At 39.1% G+C, this 25,453-nt stretch carries 21 protein-coding genes and 1 pseudogene; 11 read left to right on the top strand and 11 right to left on the bottom strand.

The genetic code is table 11. The annotated features are described in order from the left end of the window. The first annotated feature begins 126 nt into the window (after positions 1-126). On the top strand, positions 127-963 hold the full coding sequence (gene ppsR / locus AC1M9C_RS00745) for a posphoenolpyruvate synthetase regulatory kinase/phosphorylase PpsR (RefSeq protein WP_035267069.1): 837 nt from the start codon (positions 127-129) through the stop codon (positions 961-963). Between the two features lie 167 nt (positions 964-1,130). Here the strand turns inward: ppsR and AC1M9C_RS00750 are convergent, their stop codons facing one another. The 5 genes from AC1M9C_RS00750 to AC1M9C_RS00770 all read right to left on the bottom strand — a co-directional run bounded on the left by AC1M9C_RS00750 (position 1,131) and on the right by AC1M9C_RS00770 (position 5,200). After that, on the bottom strand, positions 1,131-1,688 hold the full coding sequence (locus AC1M9C_RS00750; protein WP_481953018.1) for an NAD(P)/FAD-dependent oxidoreductase: 558 nt from the start codon (positions 1,686-1,688) through the stop codon (positions 1,131-1,133). Between the two features lie 20 nt (positions 1,689-1,708). After that, on the bottom strand, positions 1,709-2,638 hold the full coding sequence (locus AC1M9C_RS00755; protein WP_035267073.1) for a hypothetical protein: 930 nt from the start codon (positions 2,636-2,638) through the stop codon (positions 1,709-1,711). Between the two features lie 289 nt (positions 2,639-2,927). After that, a complete protein-coding gene (locus AC1M9C_RS00760; protein ID WP_481953019.1) occupies positions 2,928-3,932 on the bottom strand; it encodes an LLM class flavin-dependent oxidoreductase in 1,005 nt (334 codons plus the stop codon). A 131-nt stretch (positions 3,933-4,063) separates the two neighbouring features. Beyond that, positions 4,064-4,570: a hypothetical protein gene (locus AC1M9C_RS00765; protein ID WP_035267077.1), complete on the bottom strand. Its 507-nt coding sequence runs from the start codon at positions 4,568-4,570 to the stop codon at positions 4,064-4,066. Between the two features lie 201 nt (positions 4,571-4,771). Then, complete coding sequence (locus AC1M9C_RS00770) at positions 4,772-5,200, bottom strand: hypothetical protein (protein WP_035267078.1); 429 nt, start codon at positions 5,198-5,200, stop codon at positions 4,772-4,774. A gap of 401 nt (positions 5,201-5,601) precedes the next feature. Between AC1M9C_RS00770 and prfA the strand changes: the two genes are divergently transcribed. Both prfA and prmC read left to right on the top strand, forming a co-directional pair. Then, positions 5,602-6,690 carry a peptide chain release factor 1 gene (prfA, locus tag AC1M9C_RS00775; protein ID WP_035267080.1) on the top strand — a complete coding sequence of 363 codons (1,089 nt, stop codon included), beginning with the start codon at positions 5,602-5,604 and terminating at the stop codon, positions 6,688-6,690. Continuing rightward, positions 6,690-7,508, top strand: coding sequence for a peptide chain release factor N(5)-glutamine methyltransferase (prmC, locus tag AC1M9C_RS00780; RefSeq protein WP_481953020.1), 819 nt, complete (start codon positions 6,690-6,692; stop codon positions 7,506-7,508). Before prfA ends, prmC begins: the two co-directional genes overlap by 1 nt. A gap of 37 nt (positions 7,509-7,545) precedes the next feature. Here the strand turns inward: prmC and AC1M9C_RS00785 are convergent. The 3 genes and pseudogenes from AC1M9C_RS00785 to AC1M9C_RS00795 form a co-directional block, all read right to left on the bottom strand. Continuing rightward, positions 7,546-8,247 (bottom strand): annotated as a pseudogene (locus AC1M9C_RS00785) (ABC transporter permease); the annotation flags it as partial. 116 nt (positions 8,248-8,363) lie between these two features. Then, a complete protein-coding gene (locus tag AC1M9C_RS00790) occupies positions 8,364-9,314 on the bottom strand; it encodes an aliphatic sulfonate ABC transporter substrate-binding protein (protein ID WP_481953184.1) in 951 nt (316 codons plus the stop codon). A gap of 313 nt (positions 9,315-9,627) precedes the next feature. Then, positions 9,628-9,981, bottom strand: coding sequence for a hypothetical protein (locus AC1M9C_RS00795; RefSeq protein WP_481953021.1), 354 nt, complete (start codon positions 9,979-9,981; stop codon positions 9,628-9,630). 281 nt (positions 9,982-10,262) lie between these two features. Between AC1M9C_RS00795 and AC1M9C_RS00800 the strand changes: the two genes are divergently transcribed. Beyond that, positions 10,263-11,027: a 3-hydroxyacyl-CoA dehydrogenase gene (locus AC1M9C_RS00800; RefSeq protein ID WP_481953022.1), complete on the top strand. Its 765-nt coding sequence runs from the start codon at positions 10,263-10,265 to the stop codon at positions 11,025-11,027. 58 nt (positions 11,028-11,085) lie between these two features. On the opposite strand, the gene AC1M9C_RS00805 is transcribed toward AC1M9C_RS00800, so the two are convergent. Further along, positions 11,086-12,012 (bottom strand): N-acetylmuramoyl-L-alanine amidase, encoded by a 927-nt coding sequence (locus AC1M9C_RS00805; RefSeq protein ID WP_481953023.1) that lies wholly within the window; start codon positions 12,010-12,012, stop codon positions 11,086-11,088. A 240-nt stretch (positions 12,013-12,252) separates the two neighbouring features. On the opposite strand from AC1M9C_RS00805, the gene AC1M9C_RS00810 reads away from it, so the two are divergent. From AC1M9C_RS00810 to AC1M9C_RS00830, 5 genes are all read left to right on the top strand, one after another. Further along, positions 12,253-13,032 (top strand): HesA/MoeB/ThiF family protein, encoded by a 780-nt coding sequence (locus AC1M9C_RS00810; RefSeq protein ID WP_481953024.1) that lies wholly within the window; start codon positions 12,253-12,255, stop codon positions 13,030-13,032. A 39-nt stretch (positions 13,033-13,071) separates the two neighbouring features. Further along, positions 13,072-14,370: an ABC1 kinase family protein gene (locus AC1M9C_RS00815; RefSeq protein ID WP_481953025.1), complete on the top strand. Its 1,299-nt coding sequence runs from the start codon at positions 13,072-13,074 to the stop codon at positions 14,368-14,370. 119 nt (positions 14,371-14,489) lie between these two features. Further along, the gene (folB, locus tag AC1M9C_RS00820; protein ID WP_180027650.1) at positions 14,490-14,870 is read left to right on the top strand and encodes a dihydroneopterin aldolase; all 381 of its coding nucleotides are present in this window, start codon (positions 14,490-14,492) and stop codon (positions 14,868-14,870) included. Then, complete coding sequence (locus AC1M9C_RS00825; RefSeq protein ID WP_481953026.1) at positions 14,827-15,282, top strand: 2-amino-4-hydroxy-6-hydroxymethyldihydropteridine diphosphokinase; 456 nt, start codon at positions 14,827-14,829, stop codon at positions 15,280-15,282. The genes folB and AC1M9C_RS00825 overlap by 44 nt, the downstream gene beginning before the upstream one ends. A 146-nt stretch (positions 15,283-15,428) precedes the next feature. After that, a complete protein-coding gene (locus AC1M9C_RS00830; protein ID WP_481953027.1) occupies positions 15,429-15,977 on the top strand; it encodes a DUF2799 domain-containing protein in 549 nt (182 codons plus the stop codon). 28 nt (positions 15,978-16,005) lie between these two features. Here the strand turns inward: AC1M9C_RS00830 and coq7 are convergent, their stop codons facing one another. Both coq7 and AC1M9C_RS00840 read right to left on the bottom strand, forming a co-directional pair. Beyond that, positions 16,006-16,641 carry a 2-polyprenyl-3-methyl-6-methoxy-1,4-benzoquinone monooxygenase gene (gene coq7, locus AC1M9C_RS00835; RefSeq protein ID WP_179998247.1) on the bottom strand — a complete coding sequence of 212 codons (636 nt, stop codon included), beginning with the start codon at positions 16,639-16,641 and terminating at the stop codon, positions 16,006-16,008. A 4-nt stretch (positions 16,642-16,645) separates the two neighbouring features. After that, positions 16,646-17,965, bottom strand: coding sequence for an MFS transporter (locus AC1M9C_RS00840; RefSeq protein ID WP_481587001.1), 1,320 nt, complete (start codon positions 17,963-17,965; stop codon positions 16,646-16,648). A 176-nt stretch (positions 17,966-18,141) separates the two neighbouring features. On the opposite strand from AC1M9C_RS00840, the gene AC1M9C_RS00845 reads away from it, so the two are divergent. Both AC1M9C_RS00845 and AC1M9C_RS00850 read left to right on the top strand, forming a co-directional pair. Beyond that, positions 18,142-20,898 (top strand): autotransporter assembly complex protein TamA, encoded by a 2,757-nt coding sequence (locus AC1M9C_RS00845; protein ID WP_481587002.1) that lies wholly within the window; start codon positions 18,142-18,144, stop codon positions 20,896-20,898. A 43-nt stretch (positions 20,899-20,941) separates the two neighbouring features. Next, positions 20,942-25,453: a translocation/assembly module TamB domain-containing protein gene (locus AC1M9C_RS00850; RefSeq protein WP_481587003.1), complete on the top strand. Its 4,512-nt coding sequence runs from the start codon at positions 20,942-20,944 to the stop codon at positions 25,451-25,453.

Below are 25,453 nucleotides of genomic sequence, written 5' to 3' on the forward strand. Positions count from 1 at the left end.
CACTATCTTGGCATGATATTTTTCTGTGAAAACTTAGCAAACTTTCATTACTAAGCGACAGTCATGTAAGATCGGTTTACTATAAAGATTATATAGTACTTAGACAAATATTTGAGGATTAATTTAATGGCAGAAAGTAAAGATATTAAACGAAGTGTTTTTTTTATTTCCGATGGTACTGCCATTACGGCTGAAACACTCGGGCATTCTTTATTGGCTCAATTTCCTCATGTCGATTTTGATATTCATATCATTCCGTATATCACTACAGAAGAAGCTGCAATGAACGTCGTTGCAGAGATTAACGCGCGCGCAGAGTCTGATGGCCAACAACCTCTTGTCTTTGATACTCTTGTGGATCCCTATGTTCGGGACATCATCAATACGGCAAATGCGGTTAATTTAGATGTGTTTGAAGGGTTAATTAGTAAGCTATCTGAGGTGCTTGGAACAGCCCCTACAACTTTAGTCGGACAAACACATGCTGTGACTGATTCTGAGTCTTATAAAGCACGTATTGATGCTGTACATTTCGCGCTGGATAATGATGATGGCGCACGTACAAGACACTATGATAAAGCGGATTTAATTTTGATTGGAGTTTCGCGTTCTGGTAAAACACCGACCTCAATTTATTTGTCATTACAATTTGGTATTCGAGTTGCGAACTATCCGTTAACTGAAGAAGATTTGGATGACAACCGTTTACCAGCAGTTTTACGTCCACATAAGCATAAATTGTTTGGATTAATGATTGACGCTGATCGTTTGGTGGCAATTCGATCTGAACGCAAAGCCAACAGTCGTTATGCAAGTTTTAGCCAATGCCAGATGGAATTGCGTGCAATCGAAGGTATTTATATTTCTGAAGGGATTAAATATCTAAATGTTTCAGAAATGTCGATCGAAGAAATTTCAACACGAGTATTGCAAATGACTGGCTTAAAACGTCGGATTGGTTAAATCTGTAAATCTAATTTAAAAAAAAGAAGCACTAGCTGTGCTTCTTTTTTATTAAGAGATTAATCGTCATAAATACTCATAAAATTCAAAAATTATATAATTCAAGTGTCTATAATTTCATCATAAAATGTAATTTAGATTCGCATTTATCTACAAAATGATGATCACTATTCGTACGTTGTAATAATAATATCTACTAAGTGTTCGATTCCTTCCATACTTTGAACGGCATTTTCAGTAATTTTCACGACTGGCCATGTGATCAATTTACAGTTTTCTCGCTGTAAGGCGTTGTAATAATGATCGGATTTAAAAAATATTTTTTGCGACGAAGCTGGATTTGGCATCAATTGTCTTTTTAACCAAGTATCTGAAATCTGAGAATCTAAATATCGTATTGCCAAAGTCGTCTTAATTCGCTGATTAAATAATCGTTTATTTTTAGCGATGAGGGGATGAGCAATAATTTTTTGAATCCCTTTTTCAGTGTGTGGCAAAACGAAATGAGGTGTCATTTGAAATACTTTGACGAATAGCGCATTTTCACAAACCACATCTAAATGTGAAACTGACATTTGATTGGCACCAATAATCGCGACCTTTAATCCTGAAAAATCGGTTTGTTTGATGTCCTCAGCTGAGATAATTTTTCCTTTAAAGTTGGAAAAATACTCAGCTTCATTATGAAAGAACGAATCCGTGTGGGCTTTATTCCTTTTTTTCATTTCTGTACCTAATTATTGTTTTAGTGGGTTGCTTTTGGTTCTGCAGTTAATTCATATATCCAAGATGGGATTTTAGGTAAAGATTTTTCTGGAATCTTATCAGTCATTTTTACCATAGTGTCGACAGGGATATGAAACCATTTATTACGTCGGTTCATGGCACTTCGTGCATGGAAGTTAATAATTTGATACCAAGGATTACGACGACCTTCTGCAGTACGTCCACCGATTCGAGCAAATTTGTGCATCGCTGCATAGAGCTTTTCTTCTGGCAGACCTAGTTTAATCACATTATCACGCATTTTATTAATGAGTGGTAAGTAGGCAAGAATACCAAGTAATAAACGTGGATCTACAACACGCGCTGCCATTTTAGAAAGCTCAATAAAGGTTTTATTGTAGCCTTGATCTTCCATGACACTAAATCCAACACCTAAATGACGAGCTTCGTCACCATTAATCAGTTCAAAAGCTTGATGGCAAACTGGGTCTTCTACAGTATCCAATAGGAATGTACAAAGTGCGCCATCAAGAGCGACTTCTAGCATCGGAATGACAGCACCTAGAATATAGAAGGGCATTTCGTCAGCATAAGTGTCGAGCCATTCGATAATCAGTCTTAAATTTTTATTGGGTTTAGGAATATCGCCTTCAAGCATACCCCATCTTTTCATCAGTGCCATTTCGGCATTGGCGTGACGCTGTTCCTCAGCGTGGAAAATGGCATACATTTCGCGAAGCGTATCTGTCGGTGCTTTTTTTGACATCGCAGAAAATGCACGAGCACCTACATGTTCGATCCACATTAGATCAGCCATAAAATCTTTAAGCTTGGGCCACTGTTCTGCGGTGACTAATTCTTTGCCAGGAGCATCCCAGTCAATATCCGAGAGTGTCCATTGAGTATGTTTTACTTTATCCAACATTTTTTCTAAGTCGATAGAGGCCATGTTATACATCCGTATTTATTTTTTAATCATGAAATTTTATCGCTTAAAAATGTGATGTATTTTGCAGAAGTGCTTATTTTAGTTTGATATAAAATGCCAAATTTTAAGTATTTGATTGTGAATAATTAATATTGTTGGTTACAAGAATTTTTTCATTGGAATAGTCTTTTAGGGACATTTGATGTCATTCATTGCCAATAGTTGTTTGACAAACTCAAGAAATGAAAGAGCAATTAATTATAGATTTGAAATCAAAACCATTACTCAATCATTTCAGGATTTTTTTGATCTAAGCATTTTGCTTAATTTGCATTAAATACTCAAAGTTTTGAATGCGTTTGTCTGTATCGTAGATATCACAGGTAAAAATAAACTCATCTACATCATAAGGCACCAGTAGTTGTTCAAGACCTTGTTTCACTGTTTCTGGTGATCCGATTTGAGCCATTGCGTAAAAATTGTCAACTGACATCTTTTCTGGAGCAGACCAAATTCCATCCATTGATTTAACTGGAGGTTTGAGTTTTAAGCTTTGCCCACGCATTAAGCCTAATACACGTTGATAAGCGCTAGTAACCAAGTATTCAGCTTCTTCATCAGTATCAGCTACAATAGTTGGAACGCCCATTGATACATAAGGACGATCCAAATATTCAGAAGGTTCGAAGTTTTCTCTGTAAAGTTGAATCGCTTGACCCAGCATACGAGGGGCAAAGTGAGAGGCAAAAGAATAAGGTAAGCCAAGTTTAGCTGCCAATTGTGCGCTAAATAAGCTAGAACCTAACAGCCATACGGGAACATGTGTTCCTTGACCTGGTGTCGCTTTGATTCTCTGATGTGGTGATGGTTCCCCCAAATAGCTCAAAATTTCGAGCACGTCTTGTGGAAATTGATCCTCAGTCTCTTGACGACCTCGGCGTAAGGCACGCATGGTCAATTGATCTGTACCTGGTGCGCGTCCTAGTCCTAGTTCAACTCGATCAGGATAAAGCGTTGCTAGTGTTCCAAATTGTTCTGCTACAACAAGTGGTGCATGATTAGGTAGCATGATTCCGCCAGAACCTACTTTTAAAGAGGAGGTGTTTGCAAGGATATAGCCTAATAACACAGCTGTAGCTGAACTAGCGATACCGTCCATATTATGGTGTTCTGCAAGCCACAGTCGTTTAAAACCCAATTGTTCGATTTTTTGTGCTAACTCCAAAGCATGCTGTAGTGAAAAAGCAACCGTTTTATCATCACGTACAGGAGCGAGTTCCAATATTGAAAACTCGATATCTTTTAAGCTTCGCATAACTTTCTACTCTTTTGAACACTCATAAAGATGTTAATACGAACTTGAGTATTTGTATATTGAAAAAAAACGATATAAGTGTAAATAAAAAAGCGCTCTAAGTTGAGCGCTTGAATTTTAAGAGTTTGGAATTAGCGTTTACCGTTTTTATACCAGCCTAAATGACGACCATTGTCACTTCTGTAATTACGGTCATTATAACGATAGTTTGAATTGCGATAACCGCGGTCACGACGATCATAACGATCTCTATAATCATCTTCGCGACGGTCTTCAGCCACTTTTTTACCTAAAACTGAACCGCCAGCTGAACCTAATGCAGCACCAGCATAACCAGCATTTGTTCCGCCCATATTATTACCAACCGTGTAACCACCAGCACCACCTAATGCAGCACCAATTGCAGCAGCATTACGATCTTTTTTATTCGCTGATGCAGCTGCACCACCAGCACCACCAATCGCTGATCCGATCATTGCTCCAGTAGAGCCACCCATTTGTTGACCAATCGCAGCACCAACGACTCCACCTAAAGCAGATGTGAGGGCAACTCTAGACGAACTATCAGCATAAGCGGTTGTTGTACTCAAGGCAGCAGTTGCGATCGCAGCAGCAAATAACTTTGAATTAAATTTCATGGTGAACTCCTTGTCGAAGTCTTATATTTGATGGTTTTAATTTAATCCAAATTTCTGCAATCATTTGGGAGAGCAAGTTGCTGGTTTGTATTTTTCTCTTCCTAATTTATCCATAATTAATTTGTTGATAAAAAAATGCGCCCTAAGGCGCATCGAGGTGAATACAGAGTATTCAAAGGGGAAACTATCAATCAGTTTGAATTAACGACGGTTACGTTTTTTCTTTTTCCATTTACGATCTTGGCGAGCATCGTACGCTTTGTCTTTCGCAATTTTGTTACCAAGAGCAGCACCGCCAGCAGCACCTAAAGCTGAGCCGACATAACCACCATTGGTTCCACCCATGCTATTACCTACGGTATAACCTGCACCGCCACCTAATGCACCACCGATGGCAGATTCAGTACGGTTACGTTTATTACTAGCAACTGCAGCACCACCAGCACCACCAAGTGCTGCACCTAAAGTTGCACCTGTTGTGCCACCCATGTTTTTACCAATTGCTGTACCTGCTACACTACCTAAAGCACTCGCTGCAGCGACACGCGCTGTACTGTCTGCATGTGCAGATACCGTGAACATTGATGCAGTGGCTAAGGTGGCTGACATTAATAGGGTATTCAATTTCATGTGTGACTCCATGTCCTTGTTCGTGGACGAGTAATAATTCGTTGAGCACAATGTAACAAGAATTGAAGCACTAAATATGTAGAAGTTGACCTAGAGTTTTACGTTTTGGTTGCACAATGTTGTTTTTATATTACAACTGATCATTCAATATGCATCATTAGGTTGATTAAGAAGAAACTATGGAGAGTTGATTCCATCAACAATTTTTAAACTTGGCAGTTATGGAGCTAATTTTTGATTATCCATTAATTGGGTGTGACAAGGGTTGCAAAATGGTTTTGCAAAGTCATTCTATATAAATATGTTAATTGAATGTCAGAGTCGTTAAACTACTCGCAATTTTAGAAATATTAATTTAAGGCAGTCCTTAGGTTAATCCAGTATTAGAGATTTTATTTAACATGAAAGAATCGTTACGTTTACGATTAGACCAACTTTGTGATCGTCATGAAGAATTAGAAGCGCTATTGGCTGATGTTGAAGTCATTTCCGACAATAAGCGTTTCCGTAATTTGTCACGTGAACACAATGATTTGACTGAAATCACCACTGTTTGGAAAAAATATACCCAAGCGGAAGAAGATATTGTAACGGCTGAAGCAATGTTGTCAGATCCTGACTTTAAGGAAATGGCACAAGAAGAAATTAAAGAAAATAAAGCATTAATTGAATCTTTAGAGGCAGAATTGAATATTCTGATGATTCCGAAAGATCCAAATGATGCGAACTCTGCATATCTGGAAGTACGTGCAGGGACAGGTGGCGATGAAGCTGCGATTTTCTCTGGTGATTTATTCCGTATGTACAGTAAATATGCTGAATCACAGGGTTGGCGTGTCGAAATCCTTTCTGAAAATGAAGGTGAACATGGCGGTTACAAAGAAATTATTTGCTTAATTAATGGTGAAGGTGTTTACGGACGCTTAAAGTTTGAAAGCGGTGCTCATCGAGTTCAGCGCGTTCCTGCAACTGAATCACAAGGTCGAGTTCATACGTCAGCTTGTACCGTTGCAATTCTTCCTGAAATTGATGTTGATACGACTGTAGATATTAACCCTTCAGACTTGCGTATTGATACTTATCGTGCATCTGGGGCGGGTGGTCAGCACGTTAATAAAACGGATTCTGCTGTGCGAATCACCCATATTCCGACAGGTACTGTTGTTGAATGTCAGGAAGAGCGTTCACAACATAAGAACAAAGCAAAGGCAATGGCATTATTGGCATCTCGTCTTGAGAATGCTAAACGTGCAGCAGCTGATGCTGCGACATCTGAAATGCGCCGTGATTTGGTGGGGTCAGGTGATCGTTCAGAACGTATTCGTACCTATAATTATCCTCAGGGTCGTATGACTGATCATCGTATTAACTTAACTTTATATAAGTTGGATGCAGTGATGGAGGGAGATTTAACTGAGCTTTTAGATAGCTTACATCGTGAATATCAAGCGGATCAATTGGCAATGCTTGCACAGCAGAATGGTGGTTAATGAACATTCAACAAGCGCTTGCACTGCGTGGAGAGCCTGAAAGTTATGAGCGTCAAGAAAATGCTTGGTTGCTCGAACATATCACTAAAATCGATTCATTCGATTTGGTGATGAAGAAGGATAAAGAGCTCACTGCAGAACAAGAGCAGGCGTATCGAGAGGCGATTGCTCGGATTAAAGCAGGTGAGCCTTTAGCTTATGTCACAGGTTCGCAACCTTTTTGGACATTGGACTTAAAAGTGACGTCCGATACGTTGGTGCCTAGACCAGACACCGAAGTTTTGGTGGAGACAGTTTTAAAGTTAGAGTTACCTGAGGATGCGCGCGTTGTAGATTTAGGAACTGGGACAGGCGCCATTGCATTGTCACTCGCTTCCGAGCGTCCTAATTGGTCTTTAACAGCAACCGATATTTATGAGCCTACATTGGAAGTCGCTAAATTTAATGCTGAGCAACATGACTTAGATCAGATTCAATTTATATTAGGCAGTTGGTTAAAACCGTTTGGGCGTCAATTTTTTGATGTCATTGTGTCTAATCCGCCTTATATTGATCCAGCAGATGAACATATGCACAATTTGGCGACTGAGCCGCAACGTGCATTAATCTCTGATAAAAAAGGTTTAGCTGATCTTGAGCAAATTATTTTACAAGCCAAGAAGCATCTGACTGTTGAAGGTTGGGTGGTGCTTGAACATGGATATGATCAAGCAGAAGCTGTTCAGCATCTATTCCGTCAAGCAGGTTATAAGAAAGTGAGAACCGTTAAAGATTATGGTGGTAACGATCGCGTGACTTTAGCGCAATGGCCTCACTAGAAACATAAAAAGCGACTTTAGGTCGCTTTTTATTGATTTATCTTTTAATGACATCACGCCATAACAATAATTTTGATTCAAATACTTTCATTATGGTATCCGTGATTTTCCCCAATATTGCCAATAAAATAATGGCAATGATCACAATATCCGGGCGCGATGTTTCACGTCCATCACTTAATAAATATCCAATACCTTGCGTTGCTGCAATGAGCTCAGCGGCAATCATAAACATCCAAGCTAAACTCAGACTATTGCGCAAGCCTGTAAGGATAGATGGTGACGCTGCAGGTAAAACGATTTGGTAGATCTGTTGCCAACGATTCAGTCTATACACTTGAGCCAACTCTATCAGTTTTCGGTCGACACCATGAATACCAGCCACAGTATTGGTATAGGTTGGAAAAAAAGCACCAATCGCAATGAGGGTGATTTTTGAGGACTCATCAATACCTAGCCATAACAAAAGGAGGGGAATCCACGCAAGACTAGGAATTGACTTAATTGCAGAAAAGGTCGGTTCAATAAACTCTTCTGCATGGCGATTGAGTCCTACCAAAACTGCAAAAAATAGTGCTAAGCCACTACCAATAGCAAATCCCAAAAACACTCGCCATGTACTTGCCCAAATATGTTGCCCTAAATCATTCTGAGCAAGTTCTTGCAGGGAAACCAACAAGCTACTTGGTGCAGGTAGTAGATAAGGTTCAACTACACCACCTCGAACCAAAATTTCACACAGTAATACCAGTAATACAGGGAGAAAAATGCCTTTCAACCATTTATTCCCTTTTGTCGACAGTTGTGATTGGACATCAATATTTCGATGTTCAATCGCTTTTTCACTGATCGCCATTATTTTGTCACCACTTTTTGAGCGAATGAGGCATTAAATAACTGTTGAACAACTTGATTTACATTTGTTCCTTTACGAACTAAGTCTTCTTCAGTCAAGATTTTGCTGGATTTTTGTAGTGCATTAATGTGTTGGGCTTTAGGGGTATTTTGATTAAAGTCAGTACGCTGAAGCTGAAGTTTTGCAACCTCTAAAGGTAGTTTAGCTTCAGTGGCGAGTAACTGCGCCAGTTTATCTGGATTGGCTTTTGCCCATTTACGTGCTTGCTCATACGCTTTAATTACGGCTTCAATTGCTTCTGGGCTAGATTGAGTAAATGGCTCTTTGACGCTTAACACGCTATAACTATTAAAGCCTACATTACGATAAAGCAGTTTTGCACCCGACTGGACTTGAGCTGATGCCATCAAAGGGTCTAAGCCAGCCCAAGCATCCACTTGTTTACGTTCTAACGCAGTTTTGCCATCTGGATGTTGCAAATGAACAAGCTGTACATCTTTTTTATTCAATCCAACGGTATCTAAAGCTTGTAGCGTAAATAAAAATGGGTCAGTTCCTTTTGTTGCGGCAATTTTTTTACCTTTTAGATCTTTTAATGATTTAATCGGGGAGTCTTTTGGCACGACTAAAGCTGTCCACTCAGGTTGGCTTTGGATATAAACTGTTTTAACAGGGCTACCATTGGCACGACTTAATACAGCGGCAAGACCAGCAGTTGAAGCAAAATCAACACTGCCGCTATTGAGATATTCTAAGGAGCGATTACTGCCTTGACTAAATACCCATTTGATTTTGGTATTGGGTAAAGCCTTTTCTAATAGCTTTTGATTTTTAACCACTAAGCTCGTAGGAGCATAGTAGGCATAATCCAGTTTAATTTCCTTAGGAAGTGCGGCATTGGCTCCACTATGAACAACACTAATTGCTAAACCCAATAGACCTAATTTCAATGGAGATATTGATTTTTTCACTAAAGTACCTGATTTAATTCGCTAAATTTTCGATATAAATAGCCTTTCAGGTGATTTGTGACAAAAAAGAAAATGAGATATTAAAAGAATAAATTTTGATAAAGTTAAAATTTTGAGTTAACACATTGAAATCAAATTAATATTTTATAAATATTGTGGTTTTGTGAAAATATAGTGATTTATCAGAACTTTATATGAATTAGTGCAATGAGATGAAGGTCACATAATTTAATAAATAAAACTAATAGAGAAAATGAGACCAAACCCTATGAGTTTGATCTCAACACTCAGATTATACGAAATACTCAGTTGAAATATCGCTCACTTCAAGAAGCTCTAATGAGTCTGACTCCAAAGCCAAGCATAGCGCCACTACTTTTAAAGTGTCCGAAATTTTCGAAGCATCTTTTAACGCAATGCCAGATTTCAGTTCATTAAGACGCTCAGTTGAAATATCTAACGCAAGTGCAGTTTCACTTGCATCTTGAGTGTCTAGGAAATGATTGATTGCATTTTTTAAATCTATTTCAGATGCATTCAGAATGCTCATTTGAAGCTGCTCTGAAATTCGATCTGCATCTTGGTTAAGTGAATGGGGGAAAGTTTGAGCAAAATTTTGCTCTAAGACATCGATCATTTTAAACATCATTGAACCTTTAGGAGATATGGCAAACTGCCGAAATTAATAAGATTAAAATAGTCTAAATATTAGACGAATTCAAAAGAATAACGATGACTGTATGGTTTTAAATCATGTCACTAAAGCAAACTTAACTGTAATGTGTGATTAATTTTTTATATAAAATAAATATTAAATTATAACTATTTTGAATTTTTATGCCAATTGGTCACTGAATAAATTGAATCTGTATTAGAGGAAGATTACCCTAAAGCCAACTTAAAACTAAAAAAAGGATAATGAGATTTATGAATATTCAAGGAAAAGTGATTGTTATTACAGGTGGCGCTTCTGGGTTAGGTGCGGCTACAGCAGCTTATCTTCAACAGCAGGGTGCTCGTGTGGTAATTGTTGATATGAATGCATCTTTGGGCGAGCAGACGGGTCAGGAAATTGGTGCAGAGTTTATTCAACTAGATGTAACTGATGAAAAAGCAGTTGAATTATTCTTTGCACACATACAAGGAAAATATGGACAATTAAATGGTTTAATCAACTGTGCTGGTATTGCACCATCAGCTAAAGTGCTTGGTCGCGATGGCCTGCATGCCTTAGATATGTTCCAAACAGTGCTGAATATCAACGTCAGTGGAACCTTTAATATGTTGCGCTATGCTGCGCAATTAATGTCACAGTATACGCTTTCGGGGGAAGAGGAAGAACGCGGTGTCATTGTGAACACGGCTTCAGTTGCTGCTTTTGACGGTCAAATTGGTCAGGCTGCATATTCTGCATCTAAGGGCGCTGTTGTTGGTATGACTTTACCATTGGCGCGTGAGTTAGCACGTGAAAAGATCCGTGTTATGACTATTGCGCCAGGAATCATGGAAACCCCGATGCTTAAAGGTCTTCCGCAAAATGTGCAGGATGCATTGGGACAGATGGTTCCATTCCCACCACGTTTAGCTAAACCTGAAGAATTTGCGAAACTGGTTGGACATATCTTTGAAAATTCGTATTTAAATGGTGAAGTGATTCGATTGGATGGCGCAATTCGTATGGCGCCAAAATAATATATGAAAATCAGTTTAGTCTTCACTTAAATAGACGACTAAACTGATCTCAGATGCTTTATGGTGAAATCGCCGGACGAGCTACATTTCGATACTTCTCAAGTAATGCATCAAGGCGGGCTACAGTTTCAATATCCGCCATACCATCATATTTCTCAGGATAAAAATGCATTTGGAATGCAGATACAACATTTTGAGTGACTTGATCATATTGACCAGTGACAGGAACGTTATAACCGTATAATGCCAATTTGCTTTGTAACGAAGCAATATCATTCTTCCAAGGATGATAGGTACGATAATAATTTACAGTGTCGTTATCGTACCAAGCACCGATGTTGTAGTCTTCATATAAACGTTTCCAAGGAAATAGCGGACCTGGATCAAATTTACGACCTGGAGAAATATCACTGTGTCCCAAAATTCGGTCGGGTCTGATCTCGTATTTTTTAGTAATTTTTAAAATAATATCCGCAAGGACTTCGATTTGTTGTTTTGATGAAAATGGATACCATCGACGTTGCATTAAAGGGAGTTGTTCATCATCTGCAGGGAAACCGAGATTTTCAATTTCAATTCCGATACTCGAGGCATTCAAACTACTGTTGGTCTGCCAAGAACTCGCGCCAGCATGCCAAGCTCTTTTATCATCAGGCACAAGACGGTACACAGTAAATTTACCATTGGTTGATAATGCGGGTACAAAATAGTGACTACTGGCAGGGAAATTAGGATCTTTAAACAAAGCCAATGTTTCGTCTTTAGATACTGCTGTGTAGTGCAGAATCAAGAACATTTGCCGATTGTCTTGATTGGGTGAAGTATTCTCTTCGTCCAGATCATAAAGCGTGCTTTCTATATATTCTGGTTGGGTATCCGAACCTTGATTGACGTATGTAATGTTGGTGATCTTTTCATCTTTACATGCCGTCAGGAATAAACTCGAAACTAATAATGCAGCGAGTGCTAAAATTTTTTTATTCATAAGTATGACTGTCATTTATTGGAGTTAGATTTTTTTTAAATCAATTGCTAGTGAAGCAATTATTGAGATTATGTTTATTAATAGTAAAAAATAAAATAAGAAAAATTAAACAAAATTATTCGAATTGTAACAATAAGGTACAGATCTTCTAGGGTAAAAATTATCTTCAGAATTGTATGAATAGACTGCTTGTTTATTCGGTATCATAGGCTTATACAAGCATGTAATCAGGGTGTTTAGGTGAGTGATAGCATTGAACTGAGTGATGTTGAGCTACAGTTGTACGCAAGACAAATATTACTAGAGGATTGGGATATTGATGCACAAGAAAGATTAAAGCTGTCCAATGTGCTCATTATTGGTTGTGGTGGAATAGGGTGTTTGACTGCAGAGTTATTGGCGAGAGCAGGCGTAGGTAAATTGACACTCATCGATGCTGATACTGTAGAAATCAGTAATTTACAGCGACAAATTGCCTTTGATCATCATGATGTGGGTTTTTACAAAGCTGAAGTGTTAGCCAAGAAAATTTCTCAAATTAATCCTTATATTAAGATTGAATACATCACTTCAAAAATTGATTTTAATAATGCTGCCGCACTGATTACACAGCAAGATCTTGTGTTAGATGGTTGTGACAATTTTGAAACCCGTTATTTGATCAATCAAATGTGTAAGAATCAGAATGTTCCACTCATTAGTGCTTCTGCGATTGGTTTGCAGGGGCAGTTATTTATGGTGGATGGTGAATCAGCGTGTTATGAATGTCTTTTTCCCAAAGAAGATCATGCAGATGAGAGTTTAAGGTGTGCAGATTCAGGAGTTTTAGCAACAACTCCTAACATGATGGCAAGTATGCAAGCACATCATGCGCTATTATATCTGGGGTTAAATTTAACACCATTAAAACAGAAGATCCTTCTATGGAATGGGATGAACATGCAACAGCGAATTTTGAATTTTGACAAGGATAAAGAATGTCAAATCTGTCACAGCAGTCAATCCGCAAAGACAATTTAATTTGCTACACTCAACATATCGAAATTTAATATCGACATTATGAAAAATAATATTTGGTTAGATGGTTTACGCTCAGTGGCCCGTGTAGGTGAAACTGCGGTCATTGCTGCGCGAGCAGGGATTAAATACGCGACAGAAAAACCGAGTAATGCGAAATTAATGCGCGAAACTTTCGAGTCACTTGGTTCAACGTATATTAAGTTGGGACAGTTTATTGCCAGCACGCCTTCATTATTTCCACGTGAATATGTTGAGGAATTTCAAGGGTGTTTAGATCAGACACCTAAACTCCCATTTAGCTATATTGAAAGTGTCTTGAATGCTGAGTTTGAGGGTCGCGATTTAGGTGAAATTTTCGCATCTATTGATGAAACGCCATTAGCTTCTGCTTCGATCGCACAAGTGCATGCTGCTAAATTGATGAGCGGCGAAGATGTCGTGATCAAAGTGCAAAAACCTGGTGTTGAAACCATCCTTTATACGGATTTAAATGTCCTACATTGGGCGACCAAGATTCTAGAGAAGGCAGTTCCTAAAGTAAAATTTGCTTCACTTGCGGATATTGTTGAAGAAATCAAAACACGTATGGTTCGTGAAGTTGATTTTATTGAAGAAGCAAAAAATATTGATGATTTTGTTAATTATCTGCACATTACTCAAAATACCAAAGCGACTGCACCAAAGGTATATCATCAATATTCCACACGCCGTGTCCTGACAATGCAGCGTCTGTATGGCGTGCCATTGACGGATTTCGATGTGGTTCGTCAAGTTTCCAAAGACCCATCACAGGTTCTGATTACTGCCATGAACACATGGTTTGGTAGTTTGATGATGTGTGAAAGTTTCCATGCAGATTTACATGCAGGCAACCTCATGCTTTTGGATGATGGTCGCATTGGATTCATTGATTTTGGTATTGTGGGACAATTAAAGCCTGAAGTATGGACGGCATGTATTGCTTTCATGGATGCATTGCAAAATACCAATTATCCATTGATGGCAGAAAATATGCTGAAAATGGGCATGACCAATACGCAAATTGATACAACAGTTTTGGCAAACGATTTAGAACGATTATTTAGTGGCGTGCTCACCGCTGATCCTCAGCAAATTCTGTCATCTAATCCAGCTGACTTAAATGACATCATGATGGATATGGTGGCTGTAGGTGAGCGTCATGGCATCCGTTTCCCACGGGATTTCGCATTGCTGTTTAAACAAATGCTTTATTTTGATCGTTTTATGAGAATTCTTGCGCCGTACACTGATATTTATGCAGATCAGCGCTTACAAATGGTACAAACAATCGATCCTAATCTTTTGTTGAAACATTAAATCTTAAACAAGTGTTAAAATATAAAAGCAAATCCTCAATAGAAGAGGATTTGCTTTTATCGCCTCCCGTCAAGTGTGCTATCACTGTTTGATAGTTTACGAAAAGGTCATGATTGAAGATGGATTCCATATTAATTGAAGGATTGAAAGTTGAAACAGTCATCGGATGTTTTGACTGGGAAAGGCAAATCATTCAACCATTATTGCTTGATCTTCATATTGCGACCGATTTAGAGCAGGCATCAAATTCAGATCTACTCGCTGATACTTTAAATTATGCTGAAATTTGTGAAATCGCGACTCAGACGATTCAAAAAGCTCAACCTGAATTAATTGAATTTGCTGCAAAAATTGTCCTCAAAGCTTTGTTTGACCAATATCCAGCAATTGAGTCTATTCAAATTACTGTGCGTAAGCCTGCCATTATTCCACAAGCCAATTCAGTAGGAATTCGTCTTGAAAGACACCGTAATGATTTACGCGCTAGCATTGGCGAGTAATAGCCAACCGCACAATCATCTGGTGAATGCATTAAAACAAATCGCATCATTAGGTTGTATTGCGCGTTCTCCCATCTATGTCATACCTTGTCGAGACGGTGTTGGACAAGATTATTGGAATGCTGCATGTTTATTAGAATCAAAGCAGCAAGTCAATGAAATTACCAATCTTTTAAAAGCGCTCGAAAAAGCTTCTGGTCGAGTCCGTCCGTCACATGATATCTCTTTAGATGTAGATCTCATTGCCTGGGGAAATACGCTCCAAAATATGCAATTTAATCCAAAAAAAATGCCATTAGCCTTAGATGTTAAAATTCCAATGTTTGATATTTGGGAAAATCCATTATTTGAGCATGAAGCGCATCATTTTCCTCAAGTGTCACTAGATGGTTCATTTTCTAAAATAGGATGAGTTTCGCCGAATAGTCCATCGGTAGTATTGATCAAATATGTCTTTGATACGCAAATAGGCCGTGATGTAACAATAATTGGCTTCTTTTAAATGGGCTAATTTTTATAATACGGCACTTCAAAATAAATAAGCTCCATATCAAGAAGATGTATAAAATTATTGTGTTAAGCGCAATTTTGGCGTTGCTCTCAGGTTGTGCAACGCTTTCCCCTCAAGAGTGTCGAACTGCTCAATGGTCTGAAATAGGTGAAAAAGATGGAAGCAGTGGTTATTCGAATCGCATTGTTAAACATCAAAAAGCCTGTTCAAAAGTAAATATTGAACCTGATCACAAGTTATATGAACAAGGTTACCAACTTGGGCTTCGTTCATATTGTCAACCCGAAGTTATTTTGGATCGAGCTTTGGAGGGAGGAGGTGGTTATAGGGTTTGCCCATCGGAGTTACATGCTCAATTAGCACCCTTTTATAATGTGGCCGATCAGTACCATCGTTCTAAGAAAGACAAAGATGCTAAAGATAAAGAAATTGAAACATATCGAGACTACTTGCTGGATGACAAAATCACCAAAGAAAAGCGGGAAGAGTATCTTAAGAAAATCAAGTCCTTAAAGCAGGATAAATTGCGGTTAGATTTGAATTTTAATCATGCTGAACGTGAATTAAACAAGTTTAGACGATTCCATCATCTATAAAAAATGCGGCCGATGAGCCGCGTTTTTTTTAAATATAATAACTTGTTTTGGTCATGAGTTTGGATATACCCGTCATTGCGATTTTAACGGCAGCTGGTAATTCCACACCACCTGCATTTAGTGCAGTATCTCGATGCTGAAGTTCATCCTGATTCATCTGTGTCAAAATTTGACGAGAGCGGTCATCATGCGGTGGGAGTTGGTCAAGATGGTGTTGCAGATGCAGACTCACTTGGCGTTCGGTTTCTGCAACGAAGCCTAAACTGTATTTGTCACCAGCAATACCTGCAATCGCACCCATACCAAAAGAAAGACCATACCATACAGGATTAAGTAGACTTGTATGACTATCTAACTCTTTTAAACGATCTTCACACCATGCTAAATGATCTTGTTCTTCAATCGCGGCATGCTCCATTTCACGACGAACATTAGGCAACTTAGCTGTCAATGCTTGACCGTGATAAAGCGCTTGAGCACAGACTTCACCACTGTGATTAACACGCATGAGTCCAGCAACATGCCTTGCTTCACTCACTGCGAGATGAGTCTCTGCTTGACTTGCTGGATTTTCACGTTGTGAGGTGGTGGTGCCTGGAACCAAACTACGCAGTGCTTGATCAAATGAATGGATAAATTTATCTAGACCTGTGTAGTGACGCATAACCTTAATCCTCTAAATCAATTTGAGCATTTTTTAACATTGGTTTTAAGCGTGTTAATAACCAAATCGTGTACAGAGCACTCAATATTGCTGTAATACTGAATAGAATCTTAATATCAATACTTAAGATACTTAAAATAATAATGGAGAATATAGCAGAAGACACCATGAATACTGCATTCATAATGTTATTAGCAGCCACTACGCGAGCACGATGTGAACACGGTGAATAGGCTTGCATCATGGCATACAGCGGAACAATATAAAAACCACCACTGATCCCCAATAAAGTAACTGCAATCATCACATGGTAATAAATCATACCAGAATTAAACATGTCTGATATGCCAATAAAATCGCCAGTCCTTTCAGGAACAAAGGCTAAACTTGCTGCTAAATAGAAGGCGAAAACGGTTAAGCCTACTGCACCAATAGGCACCATTTTAATATTGACCTCTGAGCCACCAATTTTTCGGCATAATAATGAACCTACACCAATACCCACAGAAAAAAAGGTAAGGAGGAGACTAACCACATTTTCATTGGCATGAAGATTTTGCTGAGTCATTTGAGGAATTTGGGTTAAATAAGTCGCGCCATAAAACCAATACCAAGAATTACCCAATAAAATGGTAAAGATGAGGGGTAAGCTTTTTGCATAACGTATGGTTTGGAAACTTGTTCGAAAGAAATTCCAATCGACATTGATATGATTTTCACGGACTTTTTGTTTGAGAATGAAGCGACTACAACTATAACCAAGTATCGCGATGGTCACGACCGTCAGGCTGATCCAAACTAAGTTACCTTCAGAGTTTGAAATCACTACACCACCCAAGATCATCCCCATCAATATTGCAATGGAAGTACCTGACTGAAATAAAGCATTACCCGACATCAATTCATTTGGTTTTAATATTTCAGGGAGAATGGCGTATTTAATCGGTCCGAAGAAGGTACTGTGTGTACCCATGAGGAACAATGCAAATAACAATAGCCATAAATTGCCGAGTAAAAATCCAGCAGTACCGATCAGCATAATCAAGATTTCAAGCAATTTGATATTACGAATCAAGAAAGAGCGTTCGTATTTGTCTGCAATTTGTCCTGCAGTCGCTGAAAAAATGAAGTAAGGTAGAATAAAGAGAAGTGCAGCTAGATTATTGAGTGTGCTTACGCTTGCGGTCTGTTGTTGAATCCAACCATAGGTAATGACAAGCAATAAGGATTGTTTAAAGACATTATCGTTTAAGGCTCCAAAAAATTGAGTCAAAAACATAGGTAAAAAACGGCGCGAACTCAGTAGATGCTCTTGTTTTTGCATGACAATTCAGCTTTTTTAAAAATTATTAAGAAATGTGATGATTTAGTAACAATATCGGAAAATCATGTATCATATTTTCATCCTAAAAATTTTGAAAATACTAGAAATTTGATTCAGTTAGCTTGAGTGAAAAATCCGTATTTTCTATTTAAAATATAAAGTATTCAGAGCGCAGTATGCCATCGAAAACACAATTTAAAAAATCATTACTTTCCCAATGTGTGCAGCACACATGGATATCAAATGATATCAATAAATGGTTCTATGCAAGTGTTTTTTTAGGTGCGCTTTCTTCACCTGTGTTATTTGCAGCCGACGCAGTGGTTTCAAGTCAGGAGCTTGAGCCTGCGACATCCGTACAAGCCATCGAAAATAATAAACAAAAAATAGAAAACGTTGCGCAACAACAGGGATTGTCAAAAGAGAAAATTGAAAGTATTGATCAAAAAATAGATCAGCTGAGTGGGCAAGATGATTTTAATAGTTATGAAATGCTTCAGCAGCAAGAGCAATTGAGTCCACAAGAGCAATTCAAGCCGATAGAATTTGATGATTTGGAGTTGCTACCTGAGGAAAGTGTGGACCCTCGACTTGCCAATGAAATTTTATCAGTCGCTGAAGAAGCCAAGCAGGAAGCGCAAAATTTCAGATCGGGTCTGACGACTCCAGCCATTCAAGTACAAGATCTACCTGCGAATGACATTTCAGAGGCTGAGTTAACAAAAGCGCCAGTCAACATTGATCAGTTGATGCAAAACATTCAGTCTGATCGTCAGATTGAGGTGTCTGAAAATGTGGAAGGACGTTCATTATCCGTTCAAACCCAAGAACCTGAAAATAAAGAACCAGAAAAAGTAAATGTGTTTAAACGCATTTTCTACAAAATACGTCCTCCACGTCTTAATCAGCCCGCTGCTGTGCCACGTATTACCGCAGATGTTACGGGCGCACCTAAAGCACTCGCGGACAATATCAAAGCAAAGTTATCTTCATTCACAGTTGAGTCATTTTCAGATTTCAATGCTGCCGTCCCGCAACTCCGTAATATGACTGTCCAAGCTGCACAAGCCGTAGGTTATTACGATGCTGAATTTAAGTTTGAAAAAGTCAGTGATAACCGAGTACGTGTCAATGTCACACCTCATAATCCAGTAGTGGTACGAGAACAAAATATTGAATTTACTGGGCCTGGGCAGAATCTTGCTCAATTGCAAGTGATTCGAGTGCTTCCTGATTTGGAGGTGGGTGATATTTTCGATCATGGTAAATACGAAGCGACAAAAGCTCGAATCATTGAAGCGGCGAATAACAACGGTTTCTTTGATTATTATTGGCGAATGCACGATGTCATGTTGGCCCGCCCTCAAAATCAAGCCGATATAAATTTGAAGATGGAAACAGGTGAACGTTATAAGCTGGATGATGTGCAGTTTAGAATGAGTGATCCATCAAAAAAATTACCGATTCGTGAAGATATTTTAAGAACATTAGCTCCTTGGCAAGAAGGTGCAGACTTTACCGCATGGCGTGTAAATGTATTAGCCAACAACTTAACCAATTCACGTTATTTTAACTATAGCCTTGTTGACGCTGTTAAACCTGATCCAATTATTAAGCCGCTTGAACTCGCACCTGATTTGCAGGCTTTAGTGGATGAGCAAAAAATTGATCGAAGTTTATTAACAGGTCAAGAAAAGGCTGAACAACAGGCAAGTTCATCAGAAGAAGTCACGCAGAATGTGGCAGATGAAACTCAATTTGCGGGTGGAAATGAACGTCGTACTTTGCAAGAGCGTAATGATGCTGATAATCAAGCGCAAGCCAAGCAGGAAGAAACCGAGCGTTTACAAGCCTTAGCACGTGAAGAGAAAAAAATCCCTGTCATCGTGACATTGAATGCGGATAAATTAAATAGTGTTGAAGCGGGTATTGGTTATGGTACTGATACAGGTGTGCGCTTACGAAGTCAGTACCGCCGTTCTATTGTGAATGAACGAGGTCATTCGTTTGATGCAAACTTAGAGTTGTCACAAGTCAGACAATCGATTGATGGTCGCTATAATATTCCATATAAACACCCATTAAATGATTATGTCAGTCTAGTTGGTGGTTACGAGCGTGAAGATCGTGATGAAATTGGGAATGGATTAAATCTCATTGTGGAATCCGCCGTTGCCGGAGCTGACAGAATTATTAAAGGTGCGCGTCGTGATTGGCAGCATATTTTTGGTGTGCGTTATCGTCTAGATCGTATGACGATTGAAGGTGATATTCCTGAGACACTTGACCCAGATACCAATTGGGATGAAATCCCAGAGTTTGTCGTTGCAACGGGTAATGATGAGCAGCAATCTTTATTACTTGGTTATGAAGCCACTAAAGTCACCAGTGATAATCGATTAAATCCGACAAAAGGATTTAAACAAAACTACAAAATCCAATTGGGGAGTGAAAGCCTGCTATCCGATGCTGATATGGCGATTGTGAATGCGAACTGGAAATTTTTATATTCACTAGGCAGTAACAATGATCATCAATTCATTGGTGGGGCAAACCTCGGTTATATCATCACAGAAGATTTTCAAAAAGTGCCCTATAACTTGAGATTCTTTGAAGGTGGTGACCAAAGTCTACGAGGCTTTGACTATAAGAGTTTGTCCCCTGTGGAATTTGGATATAAAGTCGGAGGTCAAGCGCGTGCGATTGGGACTTTAGAGTACAATTACCAATTTAAAGAAGGTTGGCGCGCCGCGTTATTTAGTGATTTTGGTAATGCTTATGATGAAAAATTTACCAATGATACTGAATATAGCATAGGAGCAGGAATCCGCTGGAACTCTCCAATTGGTCCAATTCGTCTAGATGTGGCATCGGGGATATCTGATCCTGGTAAACCTATTCGTCTACATTTCTTTATCGGGCCGCAACTTTAATATTTAAGATAATAAAAGTACTCAATCATTTTTTGGAATAAGTATGGCTGAAGACATCGAGCAGCAACCTGAGCAAAACGTGACGCCACAGCGAAGTTTATTACGCCGTGTATTGCTGATCATTTTATTTATTCTGATCTTTTTTGTGGCTTCGCTTGCCGTAATGTTTTCAACAGACAAAGGCAGTAAATTCTTACTTGACCGTGCTTTGTCCACTCAACAGATTATTCAGTATGAATATGAAGGTGGAAATTTACTTCAAGGCATCATTCTAAAAAATGTATTGGTGACGCTGAAATCAGTTGATGTGAAAATTGATAGAGCTGATGTCACTTTGGGTTGGCGTGCCATATTAGATAAAGAAATTCATTTGAATCGTGCCGATGTCCGAAATTTGCGTGTCATTAACAAGTCACCGCCAAGTGATGAGCCATTTAAGTTTAGTGAAATTAAACTCCCTTTTGTTTTACGTGTTGATCATGCCGATATCGATCAATTGGTGATCCAAACTTCAAGTTCTAAAGTGCAATTTAATGACATTATCCTAAACGAAGCACTATGGTCAGGTACTGAGCTTAAGTTTGAAGATTCGCAGTTTGATATGGGTTATTTGTCTGTAAAAAAAGCAACAGGTCAGATGGATTTTAAAGGTAAATATCCGTTAGATGCGCAAGCAGTTGTAAGACTCCCATCTTTAAAGTCGATCAACGTTGAGGATATTTATCTCCATGCAAAAGGCTCTTTAGATACCATTCAAGCGGGCATTGCCACGCGTACCCCTGATTTATTAACAGGTTGGGCAGTGGTACATCCAGTTCGAAAGAATGTACCGATGCAAGGTGCTTTAAACTTTAAAGATTATCACTGGCCTTTAATGCTAGAGCAGGAGCTTTTATCTAAACAAGGAGTTGCTAAGTTTTCTGGAGATATCCAACGTTTGAATTTGGATATTAATACCGATATTTCTGGTAAAAATATTCCTCAAGGGCAATATACTGCGCTGGCGCATACAGATCTCGTCAATCAATTGAATATTTCAAACCTGAATGGTCAATTGATGAACGGGGCGCTAAATCTTGCGGGTGTCGTAGGATGGAAGGATAAAGTCACTTGGGATGTGCAAGGTCGCTTAGATAAAATCAATCCAAAAGATAAAGTGATTCCACAAGTGGTGCAAGATTTTCTGCCAGAACGTTTGGATGCCAAAATCGCCTCAGCTGGTTCGTTAGAGAAGGGATTAGCTCTCACAGCACTTATTGATTTCGACCAATATGAAACATGGAATTTAAATCTTAATCAAGCTGAACAAAAAAATAATAAGCCGAATCCGATGTTGCTAGATGTCGCTTGGAAAAATATTGATCGTGCTGTTCCGTACATTGGTTGGTTAAGTAGTGAATCTGGGGATGTAAAACTTGCTTTAGTTGAAGGTCAACAAAATATTCATGTGGCAACCGTAGTTGGTGCAAATGAAAAAGGAACTTTACCTGCTGGCAAATACAATGCCCAATTAGACCTTAAAGGGAATGATCTTCATGTTCCTTCATTTATCTATCAAGCAGATGGAAAAGGATCTTTACAAGCAAATGCCAAGGTTGAATTACCATCTGATCAAAGACAGTTGAAGTGGAATGCAGTGCTTAATGCAAAAGATTTTAATCCGCAAACCATCAGTGCTGCTGCTCCTGTAAATTTATTAAATGGACAAATTCAAGCCAGTGGCTTTGCTCGCCCTAACCAGCAAATTATTCAGTTAAATCAGATCAATCTTTCAGGTCAACTTGCCAATCAAAATCCACCGGAGACAATTAAGCTGACTGGCTCAAGTACAGCAGCCATTCTTTTACATGATGAAAAGTCGGGTGGTGGTTTTAAAGGCTTCGCAGTAAATTATGATGGTGCATTGCATGCAAGCCAACTGCCACAAGGGGATGGTCAGCTTAAAATACGTGTAGCAGGCACACCTCAGCGCATCAATATTTCCGAATTTAAACATCAGGGTGCTGCGGGTCAGATTAATGCCAACGGTTTAGTCAATTTAGCCAATGGAATCGGATGGGACATTAATGCTTCTTTAATACGCTTTAAGCCTCATTATTTTGTCTCAAGTGTTAAAGGTGAAATTTCAGGCAATGTCAAAACGGATGGTGTTTGGTCAGATCGTTTGAAAAAAATTAATATTGATCGACTCAATCTCGCTGGCATGATCAATAAAAAACCGCTTAGAGCAAAAGGTAATCTTGCTGTTATTCTTAATTCGAATCAGATAGGTTTCCTACCACAACAGTTTGAAGCCAATAATTTGTATTTGGTGTATGCGCAGAATCAGATTCAAGCCGAAGGGAATGCTCAGAATCTTCGCGTTAAGATTGACGCGCCTGCATTATTTGAGCTTTATCCTGGTTTACGTGGTCGTGCGCAAGGTTTTGTTAATGTGCAGTCTCAACCGAGATTGTCAGCAACTGCGAATGTGAAGGTGAATAACTTTGGTTTCAATGATCTTGTCAGTATCAAATCACTCAACATCCAAGGGGAATTACCAACTTCGGATACAGTGCCTACTGCATTAACTGCAAGAATGGACAGTTTAAGAAGTGGCAATCGTGAGATTCAAAACGCTGAAGTCTCGATTGCTGGCACGCGAAAAGCACATTTATTGAAAGTCCAAGCCGCGAACAAGCTGTCTAAATTTTATGTACAACTGGCAGGTGGATTTAATCCTGCGAATGATTGGTTAGGTCAAATTCAAAAAGGTGACTTTGACTCTGCACGCGCGCATTTGAAACAGGCCCAACCTGCACCTGTGATTTATAATACTGCGAAAACAGAATTATTTGTGGGTGCTCATTGCTGGACCAGTAATCAAAGCCAACTTTGCTTTGATCAGCCCTTACGTGTGAGTAAGACCAAAGGTAGCGCCTCATTTGTGAGTCGGAATTTAGATCTTGGTGACTTTGCCGCATTTATGCCTGAAGGTTTCGCAATTACGGGTAAATTGGATGGTTATGCTAAAGCGTCTTGGGGGCAAGGCATTCAACCAAAAATCGATGCCAAACTTGTTACGCGTAATGGTGTTGTCGGTCTAGCAGCTGCCGATCCAGATGATATCAGCACCACGATGAACTACGATGAAGTAAGTCTTATTGCACGAAGTATTCGTGAAGGATTATTACTTCGTGCTGATTTGAAAGCTCCGAATATTGGGACTGGATATGCAAATGTTGTGGTGAATCCATTTGTTGATTCGAAACCAATGCGTGGTGAAGTTGCTCTGAGTCAAGTACAACTGAAAATTTTAAAACCATTCATTTCGGATGTGCGTAAAATCGATGGTAATTTATCCCTTGCGGGTAAAATCAGTGGGACATTGACTCAACCGTTATTTAACGGCGAAATGCGCCTTAAAAATGGTTCCATCAGCATGATTTCGTTACCTGTTAATCTCACGAATATTCAGCTGTATTCATCTATTCGTCAAAACCAAGCGACGATCGATGGCGCTTTCAATAGTGGTCGAGGCGTGGGTAAGTTAACGGGTGATATCGATTGGAAAAATGATCCTAGAATTCGTTTAAAACTCAAAGGTGATAATTTATTTATTCGCCAAGCACCATTAATCACAGCTGTTGTGAACACTGAAATGGATTTAGATGCACGTCCTGTCAGTAAGCAGTTAACTTTGAATGGTAAAGTTGAAGTTCCGCGTGCGCTGATTTCAATGCCAGAATCGAGCGCGTCCGTAGTGCCTTTATCCGCCGATGTTCGAGTGGTACGTGAAGGTGATAATCAACTCGCGGTACTTAAGGCTGCAAAGCCATGGGATATCCGCGCTGACTTAGAATTAAATTTAGGAAACCAAGTGATTTTCCAAGGCTTTAATAGTCGTATTCCATTGCTTGGGCGAATTTACTTAACGCAACGAGGAATAGAAACTGCCATGCGTGCCAATGGTGCGATTGGTGTAAGTAAACGCGTTACCATTGAAGCTTATGGGCAGTCTTTAGAATTAAGTCGTGCAATTGCACGTTTCAATGGCGCATTGTCCAACCCAACCCTTGAGGTTGAAGCAAGTAAACTTATTTCAGGCAGTACAGTTGGGGTGCGTGTTACTGGAACCGCAAGTAGTCCAAATATCCAAGTATTTAATGATGCGGGATTATCTGAACAAGAAGCAATGAATGCCTTGATTACAGGTCGAATCAATGAAGGTTCAAGTAGCTTGAGTCAAGCAGAAGGCTTTAAGTCAGATGTGAACAATACCATTGCTGCAGCGGGGATTAGCTTAGGGCTTGGTGGTACACGTGCTTTGACCAATCAAATTGGACAGACATTTGGGTTAAGTGGTCTTGCTCTTGATGCGCAAGGAACAGGCGATGACACTCAAGTGAGTGTGACAGGTTATCTGACCCCTGATTTATATATCCGTTATGGTGTTGGTGTCTTTACGCCAGTCAATAAATTAACGCTACGATATCAGATGAACCAAAGACTCTATCTGGAAGCAAGTCAGTCTTTAGAAAAAGCCATTGATATTTTCTACAATTGGCGATTCTAA

This window comes from Acinetobacter sp. 24-47-39 (assembly GCF_056783825.1).